Annotated in this window: 23 protein-coding genes and 1 riboswitch; of the genes, 14 read left to right on the top strand and 9 right to left on the bottom strand. The window is 60.4% G+C overall.

The features are described 5' to 3' along the window. Positions 1–111: 111 nt before the first annotated feature. Together BQ9846_RS11065 and BQ9846_RS11060 are read right to left on the bottom strand one after the other, a co-directional pair. Entirely contained in the window at positions 112–705 is a 594-nt protein-coding gene (locus tag BQ9846_RS11065) for a DUF3306 domain-containing protein (protein ID WP_075881015.1), read from the bottom strand. After that, positions 702–1145 carry a DUF3305 domain-containing protein gene (locus BQ9846_RS11060; protein ID WP_075881014.1) on the bottom strand — a complete coding sequence of 148 codons (444 nt, stop codon included), beginning with the start codon at positions 1143–1145 and terminating at the stop codon, positions 702–704. Before BQ9846_RS11060 ends, BQ9846_RS11065 begins: the two co-directional genes overlap by 4 nt. A gap of 120 nt (positions 1146–1265) precedes the next feature. On the opposite strand from BQ9846_RS11060, the gene BQ9846_RS11055 reads away from it, so the two are divergent. The 5 genes from BQ9846_RS11055 (at position 1266) to BQ9846_RS11035 (ending at position 6068) form a co-directional block, all read left to right on the top strand. After that, positions 1266–2153 (top strand): formate dehydrogenase accessory sulfurtransferase FdhD, encoded by an 888-nt coding sequence (locus tag BQ9846_RS11055; RefSeq protein WP_075881013.1) that lies wholly within the window; start codon positions 1266–1268, stop codon positions 2151–2153. Further along, positions 2150–2749: a molybdenum cofactor guanylyltransferase MobA gene (mobA, locus tag BQ9846_RS11050; protein WP_075881012.1), complete on the top strand. Its 600-nt coding sequence runs from the start codon at positions 2150–2152 to the stop codon at positions 2747–2749. The genes BQ9846_RS11055 and mobA overlap by 4 nt, the downstream gene beginning before the upstream one ends. Next, the gene (moeA, locus tag BQ9846_RS11045; protein WP_075881011.1) at positions 2746–4002 is read left to right on the top strand and encodes a molybdopterin molybdotransferase MoeA; all 1257 of its coding nucleotides are present in this window, start codon (positions 2746–2748) and stop codon (positions 4000–4002) included. Before mobA ends, moeA begins: the two co-directional genes overlap by 4 nt. Before the next feature lie 78 nt (positions 4003–4080). After that, entirely contained in the window at positions 4081–5073 is a 993-nt protein-coding gene (gene moaA, locus BQ9846_RS11040; protein WP_075881739.1) for a GTP 3',8-cyclase MoaA, read from the top strand. Between the two features lie 2 nt (positions 5074–5075). Beyond that, complete coding sequence (locus BQ9846_RS11035) at positions 5076–6068, top strand: CobW family GTP-binding protein (protein WP_075881010.1); 993 nt, start codon at positions 5076–5078, stop codon at positions 6066–6068. A gap of 46 nt (positions 6069–6114) precedes the next feature. Here BQ9846_RS11035 and BQ9846_RS11030 read toward each other — a convergent pair whose 3' ends face one another. Together BQ9846_RS11030 and hmuQ are read right to left on the bottom strand one after the other, a co-directional pair. Continuing rightward, entirely contained in the window at positions 6115–9177 is a 3063-nt protein-coding gene (locus tag BQ9846_RS11030; protein WP_075881009.1) for an EAL domain-containing protein, read from the bottom strand. A 160-nt stretch (positions 9178–9337) separates the two neighbouring features. After that, complete coding sequence (hmuQ, locus tag BQ9846_RS11025; RefSeq protein ID WP_075881008.1) at positions 9338–9640, bottom strand: heme-degrading protein HmuQ; 303 nt, start codon at positions 9638–9640, stop codon at positions 9338–9340. Positions 9641–9794: 154 nt separating this feature from the next. On the opposite strand from hmuQ, the gene BQ9846_RS11020 reads away from it, so the two are divergent. Together BQ9846_RS11020 and BQ9846_RS11015 are read left to right on the top strand one after the other, a co-directional pair. Continuing rightward, entirely contained in the window at positions 9795–10238 is a 444-nt protein-coding gene (locus BQ9846_RS11020; RefSeq protein ID WP_075881007.1) for a copper chaperone PCu(A)C, read from the top strand. A 12-nt stretch (positions 10239–10250) separates the two neighbouring features. After that, positions 10251–10892, top strand: a complete 642-nt coding sequence (locus BQ9846_RS11015) for a transglycosylase SLT domain-containing protein (protein ID WP_075881006.1) — start codon at positions 10251–10253, stop codon at positions 10890–10892. Positions 10893–10970: 78 nt separating this feature from the next. Here BQ9846_RS11015 and BQ9846_RS11010 read toward each other — a convergent pair whose 3' ends face one another. Then, complete coding sequence (locus BQ9846_RS11010) at positions 10971–12704, bottom strand: methyl-accepting chemotaxis protein (protein ID WP_075881005.1); 1734 nt, start codon at positions 12702–12704, stop codon at positions 10971–10973. 384 nt (positions 12705–13088) lie between these two features. On the opposite strand from BQ9846_RS11010, the gene BQ9846_RS11005 reads away from it, so the two are divergent. Beyond that, positions 13089–13700, top strand: coding sequence for a cell division protein ZipA C-terminal FtsZ-binding domain-containing protein (locus BQ9846_RS11005; protein ID WP_075881004.1), 612 nt, complete (start codon positions 13089–13091; stop codon positions 13698–13700). Here BQ9846_RS11005 and BQ9846_RS11000 read toward each other — a convergent pair. Further along, entirely contained in the window at positions 13690–14544 is an 855-nt protein-coding gene (locus BQ9846_RS11000; RefSeq protein ID WP_075881003.1) for a sirohydrochlorin chelatase, read from the bottom strand. The two genes, BQ9846_RS11005 and BQ9846_RS11000, sit on opposite strands and share 11 nt — an antisense overlap. An 88-nt stretch (positions 14545–14632) precedes the next feature. Between BQ9846_RS11000 and BQ9846_RS10995 the strand changes: the two genes are divergently transcribed. Then, positions 14633–15238, top strand: a complete 606-nt coding sequence (locus BQ9846_RS10995) for a gamma-glutamylcyclotransferase (protein ID WP_075881002.1) — start codon at positions 14633–14635, stop codon at positions 15236–15238. Here BQ9846_RS10995 and BQ9846_RS10990 read toward each other — a convergent pair. Beyond that, positions 15203–15496 (bottom strand): hypothetical protein, encoded by a 294-nt coding sequence (locus BQ9846_RS10990; protein WP_075881001.1) that lies wholly within the window; start codon positions 15494–15496, stop codon positions 15203–15205. The two genes, BQ9846_RS10995 and BQ9846_RS10990, sit on opposite strands and share 36 nt — an antisense overlap. 65 nt (positions 15497–15561) lie before the next feature. After that, positions 15562–15670, top strand: a riboswitch (glycine riboswitch). Between the two features lie 166 nt (positions 15671–15836). On the opposite strand from BQ9846_RS10990, the gene BQ9846_RS10985 reads away from it, so the two are divergent. After that, positions 15837–17096: a D-amino acid dehydrogenase gene (locus BQ9846_RS10985; protein ID WP_075881000.1), complete on the top strand. Its 1260-nt coding sequence runs from the start codon at positions 15837–15839 to the stop codon at positions 17094–17096. Here BQ9846_RS10985 and BQ9846_RS10980 read toward each other — a convergent pair. Then, positions 17093–17638 (bottom strand): YgjV family protein, encoded by a 546-nt coding sequence (locus BQ9846_RS10980; protein ID WP_075880999.1) that lies wholly within the window; start codon positions 17636–17638, stop codon positions 17093–17095. The genes BQ9846_RS10985 and BQ9846_RS10980 overlap by 4 nt on opposite strands. 248 nt (positions 17639–17886) lie before the next feature. On the opposite strand from BQ9846_RS10980, the gene BQ9846_RS10975 reads away from it, so the two are divergent. Next, on the top strand, positions 17887–19653 hold the full coding sequence (locus BQ9846_RS10975) for a sensor domain-containing diguanylate cyclase (RefSeq protein ID WP_083651567.1): 1767 nt from the start codon (positions 17887–17889) through the stop codon (positions 19651–19653). Between the two features lie 8 nt (positions 19654–19661). Here BQ9846_RS10975 and BQ9846_RS10970 read toward each other — a convergent pair whose 3' ends face one another. Continuing rightward, on the bottom strand, positions 19662–20039 hold the full coding sequence (locus BQ9846_RS10970) for a cupin domain-containing protein (protein WP_075880998.1): 378 nt from the start codon (positions 20037–20039) through the stop codon (positions 19662–19664). A gap of 178 nt (positions 20040–20217) precedes the next feature. On the opposite strand from BQ9846_RS10970, the gene BQ9846_RS10965 reads away from it, so the two are divergent. The 3 genes from BQ9846_RS10965 (at position 20218) to cydC (ending at position 24458) form a co-directional block, all read left to right on the top strand. Further along, positions 20218–20961: a ZIP family metal transporter gene (locus BQ9846_RS10965; RefSeq protein ID WP_075880997.1), complete on the top strand. Its 744-nt coding sequence runs from the start codon at positions 20218–20220 to the stop codon at positions 20959–20961. A 133-nt stretch (positions 20962–21094) separates the two neighbouring features. Beyond that, positions 21095–22780: a thiol reductant ABC exporter subunit CydD gene (gene cydD, locus BQ9846_RS10960; protein ID WP_075880996.1), complete on the top strand. Its 1686-nt coding sequence runs from the start codon at positions 21095–21097 to the stop codon at positions 22778–22780. Continuing rightward, positions 22767–24458, top strand: a complete 1692-nt coding sequence (cydC, locus tag BQ9846_RS10955) for a thiol reductant ABC exporter subunit CydC (RefSeq protein ID WP_075880995.1) — start codon at positions 22767–22769, stop codon at positions 24456–24458. Before cydD ends, cydC begins: the two co-directional genes overlap by 14 nt. Positions 24459–24522 lie beyond the last annotated feature (64 nt).

Below are 24522 nucleotides of genomic sequence, written 5' to 3'. Positions count from 1 at the left end.
GGTCAGGTGTCTTCTTGTTATCGTTATGATTTATTTTTTAGCTATTTAATATAAGCCACATTTATTATCATGCTAGCTTAATCTTTTATAACAGCGTATGGCGGAAATGAGTTATTTGCCAACCTGTTTTCCACGTTCAGGCTGTTCAACGTTTGGGTAAGGCTCGCCGCGATCGTCGCTCTCCTCCGCTATTTCCGCCGTTCTCTCTTCGGCGGGCTCCCCTAGTGGCTGGGTAGCGGATTTATCCTCGGGCTCCTCCAGCGCCTCCTCCACTTTCTTGGTCCACTGACGCACTTTGTCCGCCATCTCGGCCGCCATGGGTTTCATCTGCGCCTTGAAGTCATGATCGTAATCGTTGAGGCCATCGCGGACGTTGTAGTCGCCGGTGGACCATAGCCGCCGCAGCGCTTTTCGCCGCAATGCCGAGCTCACGCCGGGTGCCATAAAGGCGCTGAAATCGCTGTCGGCAGCCAACGTATCGGGGTCGGGTAGGGTGTGGTCGAGACTCCCGGGCTCGGGTGGCACCTCTTTGGCCGGGGCTTCACTCGCCTCGTTGTCTTCTGCTGCTTGGTTGTCTTCTACTGCTTGATGGTTGGGTTCGGGTGCTTCAGGCGGCGGGCCTTCAGCGGCGGGGTGCTCTCCCTTCACCTCGTCGTCAACGGGTAACCCGCGCTTGGCGCGCGACCAGCGTTCAAAACGGCTCATTGGGGGTTCTCCTTGGTCGGCAGCTCTTTGGCGCGACCGGCGCCTTTGCGCTTTTTCTTGCGCCCCTCCACGGGCGCCTCACCGTGGCGGGCAAGATACCCTTCGAGCCATATCTGAATCGCCATCGGCATGGGCGCCTCAAAAACTTGCTGCTCGCCATCCATCCAGCCGGCGGCAACGTCTTGGCTGGCGCTGATGGCGTCAGGCACTGGATCCTCTCCGCTGAAGCCGGCCCGCACAAACAGCCGGGGCGCTGTTGATGTGAGATTGAAGCGGTAGGCCGCGCGCTCGGTCATGGTTAGCTGCAGCCACAGCGTATAGGGGCCCTGTTCGCCAAGGGTGAGCGAGTCAATCCGCCACTGGCGCAGGCGGAATTTCCCCACCTGCTTCTCTTGTGCCGCAAGCGCTACGCTTAGCGGCCGTGTATTGTCAGACGTCACGCGGTCTCTCCCGATCAGCAAGTGAAATCAAACGCCAGGCTAGACAAGTAAGCACACAGGGCGCCATCATCGTCAATATCGACAATTTTACTCAGGTACTAAAAAAGCGAGGAACGTCGGATGCCCGCGATTGCGTTAAGTCATGCCCGCTTGCCCGCTACCACGCAGGTGCAGGTGGTCGACGCCTACGGCGATACCCGCGAGCAAATGATTGCCGCCGAGCGGGCGCTGACGGTGTACCTCAATAAGCGCGAAATCGTCACGCTCATGAGCCTAGGCGATGACCCAGAAGCCCTGGTGGTGGGGTATCTGCGCAACCAAGGGCTTTTACGCCAAGCCGAGGACTTGATCGCCGTGCAGGTCGACTGGGACGTGGAAGCCGCCGCGGTCGCCACGCGCCATCTTCCCGAGGATCTTGACGAGCGCTTGGGGCAGCGTACCGTGACCACTGGCTGCGGGCAGGGCACCGTGTTTGGCAAGCTGCTCGATCAGACCTCACTCACGGCGCTACCGGCAACGCCGCTTTTGCAATCCACGCTCTACACGCTGCTGAAAAATCTCAACGCCTACAACGACACCTACCGCAGCGCCGGCGCCGTGCATGGCTGCGCGCTCTGCCGCCAGGCCGAGGTGCTAGATTTCGTCGAGGACGTGGGCCGCCACAACGCCGTGGACACCCTCGCCGGGCGCCAGTGGCTCAAAGAAGCCGACAGCGACGACGCGGACATTTTCTACACCACCGGGCGCTTGACCTCCGAGATGGTGCTCAAGGTCGCGCAGATGGGCATCAGCGTGCTGGTATCGCGTTCGGGCGTGACGCAAAAAGGCGTTGAACTCGCCGAGCGCTTCGGCGTCATGCTAATCGCCCGCGCCAAGGGCAAGACGTTTCAGGCGCTCAATGCCGATGGCCGCCTGACGCTTGACGCCATTCCACCGCGCCCGCCCAAAGCGCGCAGCTCTCGGGAGCTTTCGACATCCACCGCCGTAACCCAGGAGGCTCGCGCATGATTCCCGCCAGCGACATCACCGGCATGATTCTCGCCGGGGGCGAAGGCCGCCGCATGGGGGGCCGCGACAAAGGGCTAGAGCCGTTTGCCGGCACCCCGCTCGTCGAGCATGTCAGCCTGCGCCTGCACGGTCACGTGGCGGAGCTCCTCATCAACGCCAACCGCAACGTCGATGCCTACGCCCGCTACGCCGACCGCGTGATCGAAGACGCCGAAGGCGGCTTTCAAGGGCCGCTCATGGGTATTTACAGCGGCTTGCGCGCGGCCAAAACGCCGTGGCTGATTATCGCGCCCTGCGACACTCCGGCGCTGCCGCGGGATCTGGTCGCGCGCCTGGTGGAAGGCATTCAGGGTAACGACATCGGAGTCGCCTTCGACGGCGAGCGCCTGCATCCGGTGGTGGCGCTGATCCGCACCACTCTCGCCGATGATCTTCACGCCGCGCTGGCAGCAGGTGAACGCAAGATCGACCGCTGGTACGCACGCCATCCGTGGTGTCGTATCGACATGCCGGACGCCGCGTCGGCCTTCGCCAACTTGAATACCGACGAGGAAAAAACGCGCCTGGAAATGGCCCTGAAGGCGGGGGCGTTATGACAAACTCGCCTTCCCCGCTTTCATGCTTTGACCTCGGCGAGCGGATGTTAAGCCTCGACGAGGCGCGTGCGGCCCTTACCACGCTGGTGGAAACGCCGGTGGAGACCGAGTGCGTTTTGCTCGCTCACGCCCACGGACGGCGCCTGGCCCAGGCCATTCACGCCCCCATTAACGTGCCGCAACATACCAACGCCGCCATGGATGGCGTGGCGCTGGCCTGGGCGAGCGCCGAACAGACCCGCTGGGCACTTTCCGGCAGGGTGTTTGCCGGTGAGCACCTTGACCACCCTGTGCCGGCCGGCCGCTGCGTTACCATCACCACCGGCGCGCCGCTGCCGGCGGGCACCGACACCGTGATCATGCGCGAACAGCTTGACGAGCATGACGATCACGTGATCGTCCATGCCCCCGAGCGGGTCAAACGCGGCCAGAACGTGCGCCAAGCCGGCGAGGATATTCGTCAAGGGGCCACTGCCCTCCCCGAAGGCATTAGACTCGACGCTGCGCACCTGGGGCTTATCGCCTCGCTGGGGTTTGCCGAGGTGCGCGTTTACCGCCGCCCCCGGGTGGCGCTGTTTTCCACCGGCAACGAAGTGACCGCCCCCGGCGAGCCGCTTCCCGTCGCCGGGATTTTTGATACCAACCGATTCACGTTGACCGGGCTATTAAAGGAGCACGGCGCCGACGTGGTCGATCTCGGCATTCTGCCCGACGACGCCGGCGCGATTCGCGAAGCGCTGGCCCACGCCGCGCAGACGAGCGACCTGGTGCTTACCAGCGGCGGGGTTTCCGTCGGCCAGGCCGACTTTACCCGCGACGCGCTACACGCCCTCGGGCAGCTCGCGTTCTGGCGCGTGGCGATTCGCCCTGGCAGACCGCTCGCCTGCGGGCAACTGGGCAAAAGGCGTACCCCTCTGGTGGGATTGCCGGGTAACCCCGTGGCGGTTATGGTCACTTTTTTACAATTTGTCGTGCCGCTTCTGCAGCGTTTGGAACATCAGCCGGTATCGCCCCCGAGGCGGCTCACTGCCATCGCCGATGAACCGCTCTACAGTCGTCTGAACCGCTGCGACTTTATTCGCGGCGTCTACCATAGTGACGATTCGGGCAAGCTTTATGTACGCAGCACCGGCGCGCAAGGCTCGGGGATTTTGACTTCCATGGTCGCCGCCAACTGCCTGATCGAGGTGCCCGATGAACGCGAAAGCGTTGAACCTGGCGAAGCGGTCACCCTACAACCGCTGCTAGGGTAAGGCATAAGGCTCAGGCCGAAGGGAAGCGATGCGGGACGAACGGCACAGAGAGAGGCTTGACGAATGACAACGCACACAATACCTCAACAGCTGATCGACAGTTTTGGCCGCCGGGTCAACTACGTTCGCCTCTCGGTGACCGACCGCTGTGATTTCCGCTGCGTTTACTGCATGAGCGAGGAGATGACGTTTCTCCCCCGCGCGCAGATACTCACCCTGGAAGAGATGGGCATGATCGCGCGCGCCTTTACCGAGATGGGCGTGGAGAAGATCCGCTTAACCGGTGGCGAGCCGCTGGTGCGCCGCGGCGTCGAACAGCTTGTCGATGAGATCGGCGCCCTGCCGGGGCTCAATGACTTCACCATGACCACCAACGGCGCAAGCCTCCCCAAGTTCGCCGAGCGCCTACGCCAGAGTGGCCTCACCCGCCTCAATATCAGCCTCGATTCGCTCGACCCCGGCCGCTTTAAACGCCTGACGCGCACCGGCGATTTGTCCAAGGTGATCGACGGCATTCGGGCAGCGAAGGAAGCCGGCTTTGAGCGCATCAAGCTCAACGCCGTGATTCTAAAAGGCCGCAACGACGACGAAGTGCTCGATTTGGTCGAGTTTTCCCGGGCGGAAGGGCTCGACATCAGCTTCATCGAGGAGATGCCGCTTGGTGATGTTTCCGACCATGGCCGCGATGAGACCTACTGCTCCAGCGACGAGGTACAGGCGCACATCGAACGCCGCTATCCGCTCACGCCTACCACCGAAGCCACGCCGGGGCCATCGCGCTACTTCAAAATGGCCGACAGCGACTCACGTATCGGGTTTATCTCGCCGCACAGCCATAACTTCTGCGCAAGCTGCAACCGCGTTCGCGTCACCGTTGAGGGGCGGCTGCTGCTCTGCTTGGGTAACGAGCACTCGGTGGACCTACGCGCGGTGCTGCGCCGCTACCCCGGCGACATGGACGCGCTAAAAATGGCCATCGTCAATGCCTTGCCGAAAAAACCCGAGCGCCACCACTTCACCACCGACGGTGACGTTCAGGTCGTGCGCTTTATGAACATGACCGGCGGTTAAAGATGGCAAAACGCGTACCGGTACATATCATTACCGGCTTTTTGGGCAGCGGCAAAAGCACGCTTATCCACAGCCTGATTGCACAGAAGCCTGTGGATGAAACCTGGGCGATCCTGGTCAACGAGTTCGGCCAGATCGGCATCGATCAGGCGATGTTTGAACAGCGCGACGACGTCGCGGTGAAGGGGTTGCCCGGCGGCTGTCTCTGCTGCCAGCTGGCCTTTGTGCTGCAAGCCGGACTTGTCAACTTGATCGCCCGCGCCAAGCCTGACCGGGTGATTATCGAGCCCTCGGGCTTGGGCCACCCGGCGGGGCTTATTGACCTATTGCGCAGCGAGGCCTTCGCGGATGCGCTTGAGGTGCGCGATATTATCGCCACGCTCGACCCTCGCCGGCTGGAGGAGCCGCGTGTGCGCGAGCACGAGACCTTCCAGGATCAGCTCGCCATCGCCGACGCCATTGCCATCACGATGCTCGACCACAGCAGCGCTGAGCAGATCGACGCCGCCCACCGCCTTGCGCGGGAGCACTGGCCGCCGCGCAAGTGGGTGCACGATGCGCCTCATGGCGAGTTGCCGATCAAACTGCTGTACGAAAGCGACGTCAGCCAAGCGGAAAGCGGCGCGATGCCACAAGCGCACCGGGCGCAAAGCCCGCAAGGTCACCTGGCGGGGGAGTTTTTCGATTTTCCACCGCCCCCCGGCAAGCCCCAAATCGAAACCGGCACCTCGCTGGGTTACACCAGTACGGGGATGCGCTGGCATCCCGGCACACGCTTTGATCTCGACCACCTCGCGGCCACCCTGGGAGAGCTCCCCGCGGCGGCGCGCATCAAAGGTGTCTTTCACACCGAGCACGGTTGGAAAAAGGTCAATCGCGCCGGCGGTACCTTTCAGTTGGAAAGCACCTCCTGGCGACAGGATTCACGCCTGGAAGTGATCATCCCCAGCGCCGATGCCCGCGCGGTGGCGCCGCTGCTTGAGCGGCTCACCTAAGTCATAACAACATCTGTCACAAGAACCTCTGTCACAACAACATCTGTCACAACAGCATCGCTTCGATCTCTTTAACGGCCATTGGCCGGCCAAACAGATACCCTTGGAAGGCGTAGCAGCCGTGGCGAGCCAGCCAGTTTTTGTGCGTCCGGCTCTCAACGCCTTCGGCAATCACGGAAAGCCCCAAGCTCTGCGCCAGCGCGATGGTACTCTCCACAATCGCGGCGTTGGCGGGGCTTTCGAGCACCTTAAAGACAAAGCTCTGGTCGATCTTGAGCTGATCAAGCGGCAGTTGCGCCAGGTAAGAGAGCGATGAGTAGCCGGTGCCAAAGTCATCCAAGGAGAAGCGCAGCCCTTGTGCGCGTAAATACTCCATTTTACGCCGGGTTTCCTCTTGCGCTTCAACGAACAGTGACTCGGTGACTTCGAGCTTTAACTTATCCGCCGGCGCGCCGGTACGGCGCAACATCGCTTTTACCTTGGGGACAAAGTTGTCTTCACGGAACTGAATCGGGCTGATGTTCACCGCCACGGTGAGATGGGCCGCCTCAGGCTGCTGCTGCCACTCGGCCAGCTGATGGCAAGCGATCTCCAGCACCCAGAAGCCCACTTCGTTGATCAGCCTCGTGCTCTCTAAAATGGGGATGAATTCCCCCGGCGAAACCATACCGCGCTCCGGGTGCTGCCAGCGCAGCAGCGCTTCAACGCCGGTGAGCTGATCTTCTAGGTCCACCTGCGGCTGATACACCAGCCGCCACTCATCGTTGGCTAAGGCTTGGCGCAGATCCTTCTCCAGCCTCGCCCGCGAGACGAGGGCAGCCTGCATATTGGGGTCGAAGAAGCTCAGCGTGTCGCGGCCGGCTTCCTTGGCCTGGAAGAGGGCCATATCCGCCTGCTGCAGGTAGTCATCGACGCTGTTCACGCTGTCATCGAGCAGCGTGATACCGATACTCCCGGTCACCAGCACGGTTTCGTTATTGACATCGATTGGGCGACGAATCGCGGTCAGAAGCTTCAGGGCGATGCCCTCCGCTAAACGCGCGGCCTGCTCCACGTCGCGATTGAGGGCGTGAATCAAGACGGCGAACTCATCGCCGCCTAACCGCGCCAGGGTATCGCTATCACGCAGCACTTGGGCCAACTCGCGCGCCATGTTTTGCAACAGCTGATCACCGGCGTAGTGCCCTAGGGTATCGTTGACCTGCTTGAAGTTATCCAAATCGATAAACAGCAGCACGCCGTGCTGCGCATGACGCTCGCTATCTTTGAGGGCGGCTTCCATGCGGTCAATAAACAAGCGGCGATTGGCAAGCCCGGTGAGCGGGTCATAAAACGCTAACTGATGGATTTCCTGCTCGGCGGCTTTGCTTTCGGTGATGTCATTCAGCGTGGCGACGTAGTGGGTGAGCCGCCCCTGCTCGTCGTGAACGGCGCTGATCGTCAGCCATTCTGGGAAGACCTGGCCGTTTTTGCGCCGGTTCCAAATCTCGCCTTCCCAGCTGCCTGTTTTGGCCACGTCGGACCACATTTTGTGATAAAACTCGCGGTCGTGGCGCCCGGAGCTAAACATCCGCGGGTTCTTACCCAGCACCTCATGCTCTTGGTAGCCGGTAATTTGGGTAAAGGTATCGTTGACCTTGAGGATACGTCCGCGCGCATCGGTGATAATCATGCCCAAATGCGTTTTGAACGCGGTCGCGGCGATGCGCAGCTCCGCTTCGTTGATCTTGGTTTGGGTCACATCGCGCACCGCGGCCAGCACGCCGTTAAACATGCCGGTTGCATCGGCCAGCGGGCTTAAAATCGCATGAAAATAGCGCACTTTACCGCTGATATTCAGCGAATACTCCAGCTCCTGGGTCTCGCGTTTATGCTGAACGCGGTAGAACGTACCGGTAAGCGCTTGGGTGACTTCCGTGGGGAGCACTTCGCTGTAATGGCAGCCGATCACCTCCGTTCGAGTGCGTAGGAGGTGGTCATCGTCCAGCGCGTGGATATAGCTAAAACGGCCGTACTCGTCGAAGACAAAAATCATATCCTGGATCGAGTGTACGAGCGCTTCCAGGCGTGCTTCGCGCATTTGCGCTTGTGCGCGCGCCTCCTCCCGCTCTTGCATCCGCTTATGTAGCTGCTGGGATAACTGCAACCGATTGAGGTAGTGGCGGACGACAAAAATACCCAGCACCGCCATGAGCAGCGCGATCAAACTCAAAATCATCAGCCGCTGCCGCCACCCGGCTAGCAGCGTATCGGTACTCTCTCCCACCACGATGGCAAAGGGGAGCGACTCTAAGCGCTGCATCCAATAAAGTCGCTCTTCGCCATCCACGGGAGACACCATCTGCACCGTGCGCGTATCATCTCCGCTGGCAAGAAAACGCTCCACTTCGGTATTTTTGACCGCCATCCCCAATGACGCTGCCTTATCGGGGCGGCGCGCAAGCAGCTGGCCTTCACCATCCATGATCGCCATGCTCTCGCCGTGTCGCCCCGTCAACTGCTGCAAGGTGTCGTCAAATAACCGCGGATCGATACGCACCGCGACCAACCCCTCGAAGTAGCCCTGTAAGCCACGCAGCCGGCGCGCATGGAATAGGGCATAGCGGCTCTCCTGCTCCAACCACACAAGCGACGTTACGTAGTGATCAAGCGACGGCGTTTGCTGAAAGGCGCGGAAAAAGCGCATCTCGCTGGTGTCAAACCCAGGCGGATGGTCCGTATTTGAGCTCACCAGTACCTGGCCGCGCGAATCAATCACGGCGATGCCGTTGATCAACGGCAAGCTGTCGCGGCGTTTTATCAGCAGCTTTTCAAGCTGCTGATATTCGTTCATACGCGATAGCAGCGGCGACTCCAAAAGCTGAGCAATATCCTTTAGTACATAGCCACTTAGCGCAAAAGTGCTGTTCACCCATTCGGCGATTAAATCGGCTCGCGTGGCGTTACGCTCGTGTGCCGCCTCAATATCCTCGCGGTATTGGTCGCTCAATAGCCACGTACAGATCGCCACCATCGCGATCAGCGCCAGCACATAAAGCACGACGGCGTTCACGCGAAGGCGGTGGTATAAACGCGATTCAGCCGCCAACTGATCGGGGGAGTCTGGCATAGCGCCGGGTACCTATTGTCATTATGAGGGATAAGGGGATTTATTAAGGGTGCCTCATTTAGCACACTTTTTAAGCTGTTTCCGCCCGGGATTACTACATAGTATTGATGTATGTCATTTATTTGATTTAGCCCTATCATCTATCGTTCATACTTATTTCCTACAGTACGACCTGATAGCCCTCAAACTGGGGTGGCCCGAGATAGATACCTTCCGGCGCTTTGGCGTTGGCGTGGGCCTTGCGAAACGCCTCGGATTTCGTCCAAGCGCGAAACGCCTCTTCTGACTCCCAGACGCTGTGGGAAATAAACACCGTGTGATCCTCTTGGGCTTCGCCTTGGAGCATCTGAAACTGCTTAAACCCCGGCACCTCGTCAAGATGACTATCGCGGTTACGCCAGACGTTGAGAAAATCCTCCTCACGGCCGGGCGCGATGCGAAAACGGTTCATGGCGATATACATAGCACTCTCCTTCATTATTGACCCCCCTACGCTACCGCGATCGATGGCTTTTGCAAATCAAGCCCTAGGACGCGGTGTCGCACACTTTGGCGGCGCGGTAAGAAAACCTTGTATGATGCTTGTCGCGTTATCCATCATCACACGAGACCCTCCTATGCTGAAGTCGATACTTTTTTCCGCAGCCACCAGTGCGCTGCTGCTAGCGACCACGGCTCACGCCGCCGCGATCAATGCCGTTGACGCTTTCGTGCGCGAAGTGCCGCCCGGCTCACCCGCGACCGCCGCCTTTATGACGCTACAAAATACGAGTGATACGCCAGTACGCTTAATCAGCGCGGATAACGAGCTCACCGCCCACAGCGAGCTGCACAACCACGTGGAGGTCGATGGGGTGATGCAGATGCGCCAAATCGAGCAGATCGAGGTGCCGGCCAACGGCGAAGTCAACCTCGCCCCCGGCGGGCTGCACCTTATGCTTATCGGCCTGGAAAGCCCCGTGCGCAAAGGCGACGAAGTGGCGCTGACGCTCCGCTTTGATAACGGCGACACCCTTGAGCTGACCGCGCCGGTGCGCCCGGTCATGCCGATGAGTCACTAAAAGAGAATTACCATGATCCTACGTACGCCTTTTGCCACGGCGCTTTTGCTGATGCTTTTGCTCTCCGGCTGCGCCGTCTTTGCGCCCAGCCCGCCGCAGGACCAAAGCAATATCTGCGAAATATTCCGCGAGCAGCCCAGCTGGTACGACTACGCCCGCGACTCCGAAGACAAATGGGGCACACCGATCGCCACACAAATGTCATTTATTCAGCAGGAGTCCTCGTTTCGCAGTCATATCCGCCCCGCGCGCAAACGCTACCTTGGCTTTATACCCGGCCCGCGTCCGTCATCGGCCAAAGGTTACGCCCAAGCCCAAGACCCTGTTTGGGGTGAGTACCGCGACCAAGCGGGCAGCACTTTCGCCCGGCGCACGCACATGAAGTACGCCACCGACTTTATCGGCTGGTACAACACCCGGACGCGCGCGCAAACGGGGATTTCACTCAATAACCCCGAGCACCTTTATCTCGCCTACCACGAAGGTGCCGGCGGCTATCAGCGTGGCAGCTACCGCGCCAAACCGGCGGTACAGCGCGCCGCACGCCAGGTCGCCACCCGCGCCGGTCGCTACCGCTCGCAGCTTGCAAGCTGCGAAGCGGAGTTTCAGTGCCGCAAGTTTTACCAAGTCTGGCCGTTTTGCCGAAAAGGGTAATCAGTGACACTCACAAAAACGCCGCTGGCTTGAAGGCCAGCGGCGTTTTTCATTTCGCGCTAAGCGATACGCTGAGGGTTAGAACGTTTCCCAGTCGTCATCGTCGTTGTGCTGCGTGGCGGTTTGCTTTGCTTCAGGACGGCGCAACCCTTCCGAGCTGGAAGACGCACTGGAGTGACTGCCACCGCCAAGCGCTGGGCGCTTCATCTCATTGGAAGGCGCTGAGGCCGAAAGCGCCGGACGCGCACTGGTATGGTTCAATTTAAAGAACGCCACGGCATTGGCCAGATCCCGCGCCTGGTCTTCCATCGACGCCGAGGCATTGGCCGTTTGCTCAACCAGCGCGGCGTTTTGCTGGGTCACGTCGTCCATCTGGTTAATTGCGGTATTCATCTGCTCGATCGCGGAACTCTGCTCGGTGGATGCCTGGCTCACTTCCTCCATCAGGTCGGAGACCCTGCCAATGTTGGTGACGATCTGTTTCATGGAGTCACCCACGGCTTCTACCACCGTACTCCCTTGCGTTACGATCTCGTCGTTTTCCACGATCAGCTCTTGGATCTGCTTGGCGGCATCGGCACTGCGCTGGGCCAGGCTGCGCACTTCTTGAGCGACGACGGCAAAGCCACGGCCCTGCTCACCGGCGCGCGCGGCTTCCACTGACGCGTTAAGCGCGAGAATATTGGTCTGGAAGGCAATACCGTCGATCATCGCGACAATGCCGCTGATCTTCTCCGAACTCTGGGTCAACTCGTGCATTTTGCCCACCGCCTCGGTGACTTTCTCGCCCCCTTGGCTCGCCGAGGTACTGGCGGTGTGAGCGAGCTGGTTCGCCTCAGCGGTATGCTGGGTGTTGTTCTTCACCGTGGCGGCCACCTGCTCCATGCTGGCGGCGGTTTCCTGCAGACTTGAGGCCTGCTCCTCGGTCCGCTGGGAGAGGTCGATATTGCCCGTGGAAATTTGCGAAGAGGCGGTCGAGATAGCATCCGCCGAGGTCTTGATCTCGCCAATCAACGACTGCAACTTGGACTGCATATCGTCGAGTTCCTGCAACATATCGCCGATTTCATCGCGATGTGAGCTCTGGATCGAGTGGGTCAAATCCCCTTCCGCCATGGCGTGGAAGTGACGGCGCGCCAACGCCAGCGGCTGGGTAATACGCTGAATCAACAGCCAGCCCATAATACCGCCCAAGATGACCGCGACAACAAGTGCTGCGATCATTAGGTTACGCATAAAGTTCGCCTGCGACTCGGCATTGAGGTACTCGGCTTGGGCGGCCTGCTCCTCAAGCTCAATCAGCTCGGTCAGGGTTTCATCCATTTGACGGTAGGCCGGCAGCGCTTCGGTAAACGCTTTCTCATTAGCCGCATCGTAATTGCCAGTCGAATACATCGGCATAACCGGTGCCACGGCACCTAGAAGCTGACGATAATCCTCCATGAACTGATCAGCCACCTCTTGAATTTCAGGCGATAAATCATGCGCTGTCAGCTCTTGCCAGTGAGCATCGATTTCCGACAGGTTCATCACGATATTGTCCATGTGCATCTGCACTTCGTGATTGTGTAAATCGCTTACGGGAAGAATGGGGTCGTGCTGCCCCGCCAGCGCCAACTCCATGATCATATCCTTGGCGTGCTGGTTGATGGCGGCAATGCGCTGCGTATCGCGAAGGTTTTGCTGATAAATGGTATCGACCGAACGATTAGAGGTCACCATGCCACTAAAGCCCATGACACCGACCAACAGCATCAATACCAACATCACGCTGATCACCGTGATCAGACGCGCCTTTATCGTTATGCGCATTTTTACTCCTCGTGCCGGTTACGCGGCAATATAGGGGTTTTTCACTCAGCTTTTCGACTTATTTATACGAATATGTTGATAAAAACCATTGTACGTTTTTTGCAAAACACATTTCATCCTCTTGGTTGATGCATATCAACAGACGCTATAATTTGTCATGCTCGCCTCTCAAGGCCCACCGAGTCCCTAAGCGAAACAACCTACACCCGCGGATTGGCTCTTATGGCAGCCATCTTGGCGTTTAGCGTCAATCACAACATCTTTGCTACCTAAGAAGTTGGTTTACTCCCTACTCAGGGTTATCCTAATCACCTAATAATAACCCGATGCCGCATAGGGATTTCAGCATCGTTGCCGCCCACGTGTTTTGCACAGGAGACGTCAATGGACAACCCGTTAGTGGCAGCGCTAGCGCTTAGCTCACTCGTGTTAGGCATCGCGGCGATTGCGCTGCTGATTTACCTGGCGCTGCCCCATCGCCGACGCAAAGCGTCCGCCGCCAAGCATGAGAAAAACACAAAGCCTCGCGATACCTCGGCATCCGATAACCGCCAAGCCCAAGAAAGCGAGGAGGGCGATAGCGGAAAAACCGACAAACGTCCCGCCAAAGGCAAGAAGTACTCGCTGTTTGTTATCTTCTCTAACCCCGACGAGGCAACCGATCAGCGTTTGGCCGAGTGGTTAAAAGAGAAAGGGGCCACCTTCGACCCCGTGAAAAAAGTCTTTCATATCGACGGCGAGCAACCCTCCAACCCCATCACCATTGCCAACGCGTTTCCGCCCGGTGACATGCCCGACTTACTCCGCGGTGAAGTCCACGAGCCGATCAGGGGCATCAGCCTGTTGGTGAAACCGCCGCTGCGTAAACGCCGCAACCAGCAAATGGTGGTGTACGTGGACCTGGCCAAAGAGATGGGCAAGATGTTTGAAGGCGACATGCTCGACGGCGATCGCCAACCCGCCACCGAAGAGACCTACGCGCGCATCATCGGCTAAGCGGCGGCAAGGTCAGCAGCACGTCGCCTGTATTCACGGCGTCAAGGCGTGAGGCGAGGATCGCGGTGATCCCGTCATGCTCACCCACAAGCCGCGTGGGCACCACGCTAAGTCCTGGATGCGACTGCTCAGCCGTCGCGCAAATCGTGGCGATATCCCCGCCCTCCCCGGCGTGACGCCCCGGGGAGAGAAACAGCATGGCCAGCACCACATCGCCGTGATCAAACGAGGGCTCGGCTAGCAGATGCGCTAAAAGCGGCTCGTTGAAGCGGTAAGCCTCGCCCTCGCGCCGCTCCATGGAGGCCGCGCACACGCAGGCGGCCTCCTCGGCCAGCAGCACGCTTAGCTGCCCCGCCAAGCGGTTGCGCACCGCCGTGACCTCGGGAATCGGGCTACCGTGATCCACCAGCACCACTTTTGGCGGCGCGCCCGGCGTCATTCGCTCGCGCACGTTATCGGCGAGTAAATGCGCCAAGCGTAGATCCACCGGCGAGCGCTCATCCACCAGCGGCTTGGCCACATGCACGGCAACATGCGGAAAGCGGGCCTGCAACTCGCCCATCCGCTTTGGCAAGTAATCGGTCAGCGCTCGGCTGGGGCCGAAGAAAAACGGCACGATGATGATGTCACTCGCGCCGGCCTCAGCGGCGCGTTCGGCGAGAGGCCCAAGCGTAATAGCCGGCTCACCATCAAGCTGCTCGGCGGGGATTTTATGGGAGTGCAGAAGCGAGGCGGCACGCACGGGCTCGCCGCATACCTCGCTAAGCCTTCCCGCCACACGGCGCAGGTTGAAGGTGGCTTGCGGTCGCAGCGAGCCGTTATCGGTAAGAAAAATCGCACGCATCGCTCTGAGCTCCTTTTACCCGGTTGCTGATACAATCAATACCAGCGCTTTTCGTTCAACACACAAGCCAAAACCCCAGGAGTGTTCCATGCTCGATACCCGCACGCTTAACCAACAGCGCCAGCGCGTGGGCGACGATGAATCCGTTTGGCTATTTGGCTACGGCTCGCTGATCTGGAAAGCGGATTTTGCGTTTCTTGAGCGTCGCCGCGCCTTTATCCGCGGCTGGGAGCGGCGCTTTTGGCAGGGGTCGCACGACCATCGCGGCACCCCCGAAGCCCCCGGTCGCGTAGTGACGTTAATTGCCTCGCCAGAGGCGGTGTGTCACGGCATGGCCTACCGTATCACGGGAGAGACGCTCAAGCCGTTGGATATCCGCGAGAAAAACGGCTATCTGCGCGAACTCACCACGTTGACCTTTGACGACGGCACCCACGCCAAGGGGCTCGTTTATCTCGCCACCGAGGAGAATCCCGCCTACCTGGGCGACGCTCCGCTTGACGCCATCGCCGCTCATATTGATCGCGCCCACGGCCCCAGCGGCGCCAACCGCGAGTACCTGCTCAATCTCGCTTGCGCCCTGCGTGAGCTCGATATCGACGACCCGCACACCTTTGCCCTCGCCGACCGTCTGCGAGCGAACTCATCGCCCCGGCCGCTACATCAACAACCAGCCGAGCACCAAAAGCCCTAAGAGGGTGCGCACAATGCCGCTGATAAACGCCCCGCGCAGAAAAGCGCGCAGTGCGCCCCACAACAGCCACAGACCTATCACCAGCACCAAGATGCTGAAAAACGAAGGGCTGATACCCAGCGCGCGTGCTAAGCCGTCGATAAACGCTTCAAAGGCGTCGAAGAACTGGGTAAATAGCGCGAGCAGAAACGCCACCAGCGCCTGAATCGCCTCGCCAACGGCTTCGCCGATTCCCTGAAAAAAGCCGTTTGCCTGCATCACTAGACCTTTGATGAATTGAACTATCTTTACGTTACGCGGTATTAATTCACGCTAGCATGATTTACGCGCTTGCGGGAGAGACTGCCCTGGATCCTCATGGATCCCTACCGTGGCAGCGCCGAAGGAGCAACCGCCCCGGAAACTCTCAGGCCCCCGGACCGTTTGCGCGAACACTTTCCGAAGAGTGGCTGATATCTGCGTCATTCAGCCCACCGAAGGAGCAAGCAAGCCCGCCGCTTGTGAATCTCTCAGGTTATAGACGGAAGGGGCACACGTTGACTTAGCCCGCGTTAATCCAACGTGTATTTCCCTGACGCCTAAATTTCGGAGAGACACCATGCTTGCTGCTTCCCCCCGCCATATCGCCGTTATCGGCGGCGGCATTACCGGCATTACCACCGCTTATAGCCTGCTCAAGCGCGGCTTCGATGTCACCGTGTTTGAAAAAAACCGCTACGCCGCCATGGAGACCTCCTTCGCCAATGGCGGGCAGCTCTCCGCCTCCAATGCCGAGGGGTGGAATCACTGGCCCACGGTGAGCAAGGGAATGCGCTGGATGCTGCGCCGCGACGCTCCGCTGTTGGTCAATCCGCGCCCTTCCTGGCACAAACTAAGCTGGTTCGCCGAATTCATCCGCGCGATTCCGCAGTACGCCGACAACACCAGTGAAACGGCACGGCTGGCCATCGCTGCGCGCGAACACCTGTTTCAGTGGGCCGAGGACGAAGCCATCGACTTCGATTTGAAGCGCAAAGGCATCCTGCATATTTATCGCGATAAAGCCGGTTTCGATCACGCCGCGCGTGTTTCCGAGCTATTGGCGAAAGGCGGGCTTGAGCGCCGCGCGGTCACGCCGGAGGAGATGCGCGCCATCGAACCCACGCTCGCCGGCAACTACTACGGCGGCTTTTACACCGAAAGCGACGCCACCGGCGATATTCATAAGTTCACCCACGGTCTCGCCCAGGCCGCCGAGCGTCGCGGCGCCACCCTCAACTATGGCCACAGCGTGCAGGATGTGGGCGCTGATGAGAGCGGCGCCTGGGTCACCGCCGAAGCCGATGGCGTGCCGGTGCGCCAAACCTTTGATGGCGTGGTGGTGTGCGCGGGGATTGGCAGCCGTGCGCTGGCAGCCAAGCTGGGCGACCGGGTCAATATCTACCCCGTCAAAGGCTACTCGATCACCGTCGGGCTGGATGACGCCACCTCGCAAGAGGGCGCGCCGACGGTGAGCCTGCTCGATGACGAAACCAAACTCGTCACCAGCCGTCTCGGTCACGACCGCTTCCGTGTGGCGGGCACCGCGGAGTTCAACGGCATCAACCGTGATATTCGCGATGACCGCATTCGCCCGCTGATCCGCTGGGTGGAGGAGTGCTTCCCCAATGTCAGCACCCGCCGCGTGGTGCCGTGGGCGGGTCTGCGTCCGATGCTGCCGAACATGATGCCCCGGGTAGGGAGCGGCAAGCTGCCGACCGTGTTCTACAACACCGGTCACGGCCACCTTGGCTGGACGCTATCGGCGATTACCGCTGAGCTGCTCGCCGATGCGGTGGAGAGCAACGCGCCGCAAAAGAGCGCCGCCCTCGCCCGCTAAGAGACGCCCTCTTCAAACGCCTCGGAGTAGCGGCGCTTGGCGCGGAGCATGAGCACGATGGTGACCATATTGGTCACCACAATCAGCCCTTCCGCCAAGGTGCCACCCACCGAGCCAATGAGAAGGTTATTAAGCATCCAGCACAGTGCCGCCAGGCCCAGCACCACTCGCATGGCAATGCCGCGCAGCATAAACATACCCAGCGTGCCAAGGATGGCCGCCGTAAGCGGCAGCATATCCACCACGCTTTGCCAGGTCAGCGCGGCCGCAACGAGATTGGCCGCTAGCACCCCCACCATCACGGTTTTGCGGCCCATATAGCGCCGCGCGAGGAGAATCCGCACGATGACCAGTAGCGTCAACGCGGCGGCCGTCCAACTGGCAAAAAACACAAACTGCAGCGCAAAGGCGACATTGGCGGAAATCAGTAGCACCAAAAGGCGATCGTCGTTTTTGCTCGCAAACGCTATTAGGCAGATGGCCAAGGCAACCAGACCAAAAAACTGCCCTGCTAGCGCATTGGCGCTCATTTCACTTAACATGCCACGGGTACTCTATCTGTTGGCGGGCATTACGGGGACGAGCCAAGGCTATTGCGTGCCGAAGCCACCTTGAGTCACACTCACTGACTGAGTCAATTGAACTGCCCATACCTTAACAGTGTAACGCGTTGGGAACATACGCCAGCGGCTCAACAGGCAATGCCAGGATGGCGTGCAGAACACCACGTACCCGCAGTTCGTATCAACAAAAAGAAACATGCGTTTTGATGCCTCGACAGGGACCCGAGATGGCAAACCAAGAACCGATCTATGCTGCGCCCAGCACCGACGATAGCGCGGACATTGCCCTCTTGCGCCGCTATCGGGCCGCGTTTACCCAGTCGCGCGAAGCCATCTTGTTCTTTCAGCATGGACGCATTTCTGACTGCAACCCTGCCGCTCTTGCGCTCTTTTGCATTCAAGACCGCGAGCAACTCGCCACACTCGATATCATCAGGCTTTCACCACCTACGCAGCCCAACGGCCAGCGCAGCGCTAGCGAAAGCGATACCTATATTAAGCAGGCATTTAACACCGGCCAGGCCTTCTTCGAATGGCAGATGCGCGATCTTGCCGGGCGCGAATTCCCCGCCGAGGTGATGCTCTACCGCCTTGACTTGCCCGAAGGCACGGTACTGCAGGCCACGGTGCGCGATATCAGCGCGCAGAAAGCACAGCGGCAGGCACTGCTGCAGCGCAAACAAGACCTGCTTGAAGCGCAGCGCATTGCCCGCTTAGGTAACTGGGTTTCCGACTTCGAGCGCGGCGAAATCCACTGGTGTGAGCAGATCTATCAGATGTTCGGGCGCCCCCTAGGCGAAACCATTACCCACGCCATTTTCATGCAGTCCGTTCACCCCGATGATCGCGAGCGCGTTCAAGCAGCGTTTGATGCCGCACTGCACGGCGCGCCTTACGATATCATCCATCGCGTGGTACACCCTGATGGCAGCGTGCGCACGGTCCACGAGCGTGGGCAGATAGAGTTCAATGCTACCGGTATGGCACGACGCATGATCGGCACCGTGCAGGACATCACCGAGCAGAAAGCCCTTGAGCACAACTTGCGCCGCCTGGTGGCGATTCTCGATAGCACTTCTGATTTGATCACCATGCACGGCCCCGATGGCACCATGCTCTACATGAACAGCGCCGGGCGCCGCTTCCACGGCCTCCCCGCCACCAGTGTCAACGATGACTGGGATCCCGAGCAAGGCTGGCGGCGTTACGCGCTCCCCCAAGCGACCCGCAGTATCGCCGAAACGATACGCCTGTTTCACCCCGAGTGGGCCGCACAGCGCATCGAGCAAGAAGCCATGCCCGCTGCCCTACGCGACGGCATTTGGCAGGGAGAGACCGCGCTTCTTAACCCTGACGGCGACGAAGTGCCAGTCTCGCAGGTGCTTATCGTTCACTACGATGAGGACGGTAACGTCGATCAGACCTCGACCATGATCCGCGACATTTCCCAGCAGAAGCGCCTGGAAGCGGAGCTTGAGCGCAACGCCATCACCGACCACCTCACCGGCGCGTTTAATCGCAAGCGCTTCGATGAGGAGCTGGCCAAAGCCCTCGCGCGGCGCCGCCGGAGTGGTATTTCCACTGCGTTGATCCTGCTCGATATCGATCACTTCAAGCCGGTGAACGACACCCACGGCCACGCGGTCGGCGACAAAGTGCTGGTAGAGTTGACGAACTTGATCCAATCGAGCCTGCGGGTGCCTGATCTGCTCGCCCGCTGGGGCGGTGAAGAGTTCGTGCTACTGCTGCCCGATACCGGTTTGAGCGAGGCGCACTACCTCGCCGAACGGCTACGCCAGCTGATCGCCGCGCACGGCTTTAGCGTGGTGGGGACGATTACCGCAAGCCTCGGTGTCACCACCCTGCAGTCCACCGATTGCACGCATAGTTGCATGAAGCGCCTTGACGAGGCGCTTTATCGCGCGAAACACGCAGGCCGCAACCAAGTGATCGAGGCGCCGCCTATCGTCGGCGCCTGTGACCAACCGCATTAGGCGCTGCTTTATTCGTAAGCGTCGGCTTGGTCCTTGGTTTCGTGTTCGGTGCCCGGCGCGTGCTCCGGCGGGCAATAGGTGGTATAGAGCTTGAGCATCACGTTACCCGTGTTGCGGAAGTTGTGGTAAACGCCAGAGGGCACAATGCTCACTTCCCCCGCCTGGACCGGCACCGTGGTATCGCCGATGGTGGCTTCGCCTTCACCTTCCACAAAGTAGAGCAGCTGATCGTGGCCTTGGTGTACTTCACCGCCGATCTCGCCGCCGGCGTGAACCGCCATGAGCACGAGCTGGGTGTTATCCCCCGTCCAGATCACTTGGCGGAACTCTTCGTTCTCTTTGGCCATTTGCACGATAGGGAGCGTGGTCTTGCGAACCTCTTTCATAAATAAAGCCTCCTTTGATGGTGTCACTGTCTTATGCTTCTAACGTAGCAGTTCAAATATAAAAACGCCAAACGGAATAAATTAATTCAAAAAAAGAATAAAAATGTTATGTTGACCGCGATGATGTCTGTCAGCCCACCCACTCGGATAGCCAGGAACACCGCATAAGGAGCCGTTTATGACCGTCGAGGTTACCCTCTGGGTCGTGTTCGTCGCCGCGATGATTACCGCCCTCGCGACTGGGCTAGGCGCGCTGCCGTTTCTGTTCGTGAAGCAGTTCAGTCCTCGCTGGCTAAGTCTTTTCAATGCGCTGGCCGCAGGGCTAATGCTGGCCGCCAGCCACAGCCTGGTGAGCGAAGGAAGCGGCGATGCACCCTGGCTGACGTTATTGGGTATGGCGCTGGGGCTTTTACTGATTGTGGCCTCCGACTGGCTGATTGAGCGCCGTGGGGCCCCTGACGTAAGCGAATTAAGCGGTGCCAGCGCGCGCAAAGCGCTGCTCATCTTAGGCATTATGACCATTCACTCCTTCGCGGAAGGGGTCGGCGTGGGGGTCTCTTACGGCGGCGGTGAGTCGCTCGGCGTGTTCATTAGCGCGGCGATTGCGATCCATAATATCCCCGAGGGGTTGGCCATCAGTTTGGTACTGATTCCGCGGGGCATGTCGGTACTGAAAGCCGGGGGGTGGAGTATTTTCACCAGTCTGCCGCAGCCATTAATGGCGGTGCCGGCGTTTCTGTTCGTCACCTGGTTCGCGCCGTTCTTGCCGATCGGCTTTGGGCTTGCCGCCGGCGCCATGATGTGGATGGTCTTCGCCGAACTGCTCCCCGATGCCCTCAAGGACGCCTCGCCCAATGCCGTGGCGACCACGGTGGTGCTGGCATTTTTTGCCATGTACGCCTTTCAATACGCCATTCATTAAGCCGCTGTCGAGACGCTTTGCCGCACACGTCTTGGTAATGCGTGCCGTTCACCGTAGGCTAGCGAGCAGTACTTGACGGTTTCAATCAAGTTATCGGGTGCACGTCTTAGAGGCTTACGTTTAAGGAGTGGCCATGGCGACATCCAGTGCCAAGCAACTACTCGACCAGCTCGCCGGCGCCGAGCGCGGCCGCTTTGGTCTCGCGGTGGCAAGCGGCGTACTCGCCGGTGCGCTGACGTGGGGGCAAATGGGGCTTTTTGCCTGGTGCGTCACCGCCCTTGTAGTGAATGCGCAGCCGCTAAGCGAGCTCAGTTTGCTCTTTGTGCTATGGCTTATGATGCTGCCGCTACGCGGGCTGCTCACTTACACCCAAGAGACGCTGAGCCAGCAGGCCTCACTCGCCATCCGCCAGCGGCTGCGAAAGCGGCTTTTGGATCACCTCATCGCCCTCGGGCCCATTCGTCTTGCCGGCTATCACTCGGCGTCGCTGTCGTATCAACTGGTAGAGCAGGTAGAAGCGCTGGACGGGTACTTTGCCCGCTTTCGCGTACAGCGCTGGCTGGCGATGCTATTGCCGCTCGGGGTGTTGATCATCACCGTCAGCCAAGATTGGCTGGCGGCGCTGTTTCTTGCCGTTGCCGCGCCGCTGATTCCGCTTTTTATGGCCCTAGTGGGCATAGGCGCCGAGCGCTTGAATCGCGATCAGTTCGCCGCCGTGGCGCGTCTTTCGGGGCATTTTATCGACCGGGTGAGAAGTCTCACCACCCTGCAGCTCTTTGGCCAGACCGAGCAGGCTCGCCGAAGCGTTTGGGCGGCCTCGGAAGGGTATCGCACCCGCAGCATGCGCACCCTGCGTCTGGCGTTTCTCTCCTCGGCGGTGCTGGAGTTTTTCGCGTCGGTGGCCATTGCCGTGGTGGCGATCTACATCGGCTTCGGCCTTCTGGGCTACATCGATTACGGCCCTTCCGATGAACTCACGCTGTTTAGCGGCTTGTTGATTCTGCTGTTGGCCCCGGAGTTTTTTCAGCCGTTAAGAAGCCTTGCCCAGCACTACCACGACCGCGCCGCCGCCCTCGGAGCGGCGGATAGCCTAACCCAGCTGCTCGCTACGTCTCCACCGGCCACGCGCACAGGGCACACGCTCCCACCCACGCCACGAGCGCCCGACACGCTGATGGAGATGGAAGATGCCTGCGTTTCTCACCCCGAGCGCGGCGTGGTGCTGGGGCCTCTTACGCTTGCCCTTGCGCGCGGCGAGACCGTGGTGCTCACCGGCGCCTCCGGCAGCGGTAAATCGACCCTTTTGCAGCTGCTTGCCGGCTTTGTCGACCCCGGCGACGGCGAGCGCCGGGTAGCAGGCGGGCTGCACTTTGCCTGGATGGACCAGCGCCCGCTGCTGATCCAGGGCACCCTGGCGGAAAACCTGCGCCTCGCCGCGCCAAAAGCAAGCGATTCGGCGCTTTATCAGGCGCTTTCACAGGCAGGTCTTAGCGAACTGGTCAGCCGCCTACCCCACGGCATCGAGACGCTCATCAGCGAGCGCGGCGTGGGGCTCTCTGGCGGTCAGGCGCAGCGGCTGGCGCTGGCGCGGGTGTTTCTCTCCGAGGCCCCCCTGGTGCTGCTCGACGAGCCCACCGCTAGCCTGGACGAGCACACCGAGCGCGCCGTCATGCAGGGGCTTGAAGCGCTCAAGTACGCAGGCCGCACGCTCGTCATTGCCACTCACCACCCGGCGGTTCAGGCCCTGGCCGACCGCCACTGGCATCTTACCCAGGGCAAGCTTCTGTTAGGGGAAGGAGGTGCGGATGTCCCCCGCTGATTCGCTGCTGAATACGCTACGCCCTTGGCTTGCGGCGCTGACCAAACGCCGCGCGCGGCTGTGGCGGGGGGGGGGGTTGATGGCGCTGACGCTGCTCTCGGCGCTGGGGCTGCTGGCCGTTTCTGGGTGGTTTATCACCGCGACCGGTATCACTGGACTGCTGCTCGCTGCAGGGGTGGCGGCCAGTCTGGATGTCTACGTGCCCGGCGGTGCGATCCGTTTTTTCGCCGTCAGCCGCACGGTGAGCCGCTACGTCGAACGGCTGTATAACCACGACACGGTGCTGCGCCTGCTGTCGGATTTGCGCACCCAGCTCTTTGGCGTGCTCTCCCGGCTAGATAGCCGCACGCTGGCCAAGCGCCGCGCCAGCGACTGGCTCAACCGCCTAACCGCCGATATCGACACCCTCGATAGCCTTTACTTGCGCCTGCTCGCCCCACCGGCCGTCGCACTGGTCGCTATCATGTTGCTCAGCGGATTTGTGGCGCTGTTCGTCCCCTTCGCCGGTGCCCTGTTGGGAGCAATTCTGCTGCTTGGCGGGCTGTGGCTAACGCTGGGGCAGGCGCGGCTTGGACTCGCGGCAAGCGAGCGCCATGTTCATTACCTGGAAGCGTTGCGCAGCCGCACCATCGAGCAGCTACAGGGCCTGGCGGAACTCGAAGCTTATGGCGGTTTGGCGGATCACCGCGCGCGCCTGAATGACATCGAGGCGCGAATGCAAGCCGGCCAACGAACGCTGGGGCGTCTAGCGGCGCTGGGTAACGCCCTTGAAGGGTGGCTGGTGAGCGCCGCCACGCTGATGACGCTCTGGCTTGCCGCGCAGGCGTGGCAAGCAGGCAGCATTAGCGGCCCGGTAATGGTGATGCTGCCCATGGTGGTACTGGCGATGAACGAGGCGCTGGGGGCGCTGCCAGCGGCGTTCACTTGGTTAGGTGCCACGAAAGGAGCGGCGGCGCGGCTAAATCAGCTCACCGCCCAGCAAAGGCCCGCAGCCAGCCCGGTTTCGAGCGTGCCGCCCAGCGCCCGGACGCTGACGCTGAAAAACGTGCGCGTTCACTACCCCGGTGCCCTTCAACCCGCGCTTGATAGGCTGTCGCTGACGCTTCACCCCGGCGAGCGCTTGGCGGTCACAGGCGCCTCCGGCGCGGGCAAATCCACCCTGGCCGCGCTGGTGAGCCGCCAGCTCTACCCCAGCGCGGGCCGTATCACGCTTGGCCGCATAGCGCTTGAACAGTGGCCCGAAGAGGCACTGCGCCAACGCGTCGCCGTGCTCACCCAGCAAACCGAGCTTTTGGACGACAGCCTAGCCGCGAACCTGCGCCTAGCAAACCCCGAGGCTAATGACGACGCCCTTTGGCGCGTGCTTAAAAACGTTGACCTCGCCGAGTGGGCAAGCGCCTTGCCCCAGGGGCTGAAAACCCGCGTAGGCGAAGGCGGCCGTCAGCTCTCCGGGGGGCAGGCGCGCCGCGTGGCGTTGGCGCGCCTTTTTTTACGCGACCCGGATCTTGTGCTGCTGGACGAACCGTTTTCTAGCGTCGATGAACTTACCGCACAACATTTGTCAAACTTTCTTGATACCTGGCTAGGTGGACGCAGCGTGATATATCTTGTTCATGGTACCCACGCCCGCGCGCCCGCCCCGCCAGGCATTACTCACACCGTGTCGCTGACGGGTTAAGTGTGCTTCGCCGCGACAATTCGTCCTCGTCAATAACGTGACTTACGCTTATAGCGAAAAGAGG

It is taken from the genome of Vreelandella massiliensis (genome assembly GCF_900155385.1).
Taxonomy (GTDB): domain Bacteria; phylum Pseudomonadota; class Gammaproteobacteria; order Pseudomonadales; family Halomonadaceae; genus Vreelandella; species Vreelandella massiliensis.
The sequence above is the reverse complement of the archived record's forward strand: the minus strand, read 5'-3'. Positions and strand labels throughout refer to the sequence as shown.

Coding starts and splice junctions, on each gene's coding strand:
- BQ9846_RS11020 (WP_075881007.1), top strand. CDS start 9,795: ATGCTGAAGTCGATACTTTTTTCCGCAGCCACCAGTGCGCTGCTGCTA.
- mobA (WP_075881012.1), top strand. CDS start 2,150: ATGATTCCCGCCAGCGACATCACCGGCATGATTCTCGCCGGGGGCGAA.
- BQ9846_RS11030 (WP_075881009.1), bottom strand. CDS start 9,177: ATGCCAGACTCCCCCGATCAGTTGGCGGCTGAATCGCGTTTATACCAC.
- BQ9846_RS10995 (WP_075881002.1), top strand. CDS start 14,633: ATGCTCGATACCCGCACGCTTAACCAACAGCGCCAGCGCGTGGGCGAC.
- hmuQ (WP_075881008.1), bottom strand. CDS start 9,640: ATGTATATCGCCATGAACCGTTTTCGCATCGCGCCCGGCCGTGAGGAG.
- BQ9846_RS10980 (WP_075880999.1), bottom strand. CDS start 17,638: ATGTTAAGTGAAATGAGCGCCAATGCGCTAGCAGGGCAGTTTTTTGGT.
- BQ9846_RS11010 (WP_075881005.1), bottom strand. CDS start 12,704: ATGCGCATAACGATAAAGGCGCGTCTGATCACGGTGATCAGCGTGATG.
- BQ9846_RS10970 (WP_075880998.1), bottom strand. CDS start 20,039: ATGAAAGAGGTTCGCAAGACCACGCTCCCTATCGTGCAAATGGCCAAA.
- BQ9846_RS10965 (WP_075880997.1), top strand. CDS start 20,218: ATGACCGTCGAGGTTACCCTCTGGGTCGTGTTCGTCGCCGCGATGATT.
- BQ9846_RS11000 (WP_075881003.1), bottom strand. CDS start 14,544: ATGCGTGCGATTTTTCTTACCGATAACGGCTCGCTGCGACCGCAAGCC.
- BQ9846_RS10975 (WP_083651567.1), top strand. CDS start 17,887: ATGGCAAACCAAGAACCGATCTATGCTGCGCCCAGCACCGACGATAGC.
- moeA (WP_075881011.1), top strand. CDS start 2,746: ATGACAAACTCGCCTTCCCCGCTTTCATGCTTTGACCTCGGCGAGCGG.
- BQ9846_RS11035 (WP_075881010.1), top strand. CDS start 5,076: ATGGCAAAACGCGTACCGGTACATATCATTACCGGCTTTTTGGGCAGC.
- cydC (WP_075880995.1), top strand. CDS start 22,767: ATGTCCCCCGCTGATTCGCTGCTGAATACGCTACGCCCTTGGCTTGCG.
- BQ9846_RS11055 (WP_075881013.1), top strand. CDS start 1,266: ATGCCCGCGATTGCGTTAAGTCATGCCCGCTTGCCCGCTACCACGCAG.
- BQ9846_RS11015 (WP_075881006.1), top strand. CDS start 10,251: ATGATCCTACGTACGCCTTTTGCCACGGCGCTTTTGCTGATGCTTTTG.
- cydD (WP_075880996.1), top strand. CDS start 21,095: ATGGCGACATCCAGTGCCAAGCAACTACTCGACCAGCTCGCCGGCGCC.
- BQ9846_RS10985 (WP_075881000.1), top strand. CDS start 15,837: ATGCTTGCTGCTTCCCCCCGCCATATCGCCGTTATCGGCGGCGGCATT.
- BQ9846_RS11065 (WP_075881015.1), bottom strand. CDS start 705: ATGAGCCGTTTTGAACGCTGGTCGCGCGCCAAGCGCGGGTTACCCGTT.
- BQ9846_RS10990 (WP_075881001.1), bottom strand. CDS start 15,496: ATGCAGGCAAACGGCTTTTTTCAGGGAATCGGCGAAGCCGTTGGCGAG.
- BQ9846_RS11005 (WP_075881004.1), top strand. CDS start 13,089: ATGGACAACCCGTTAGTGGCAGCGCTAGCGCTTAGCTCACTCGTGTTA.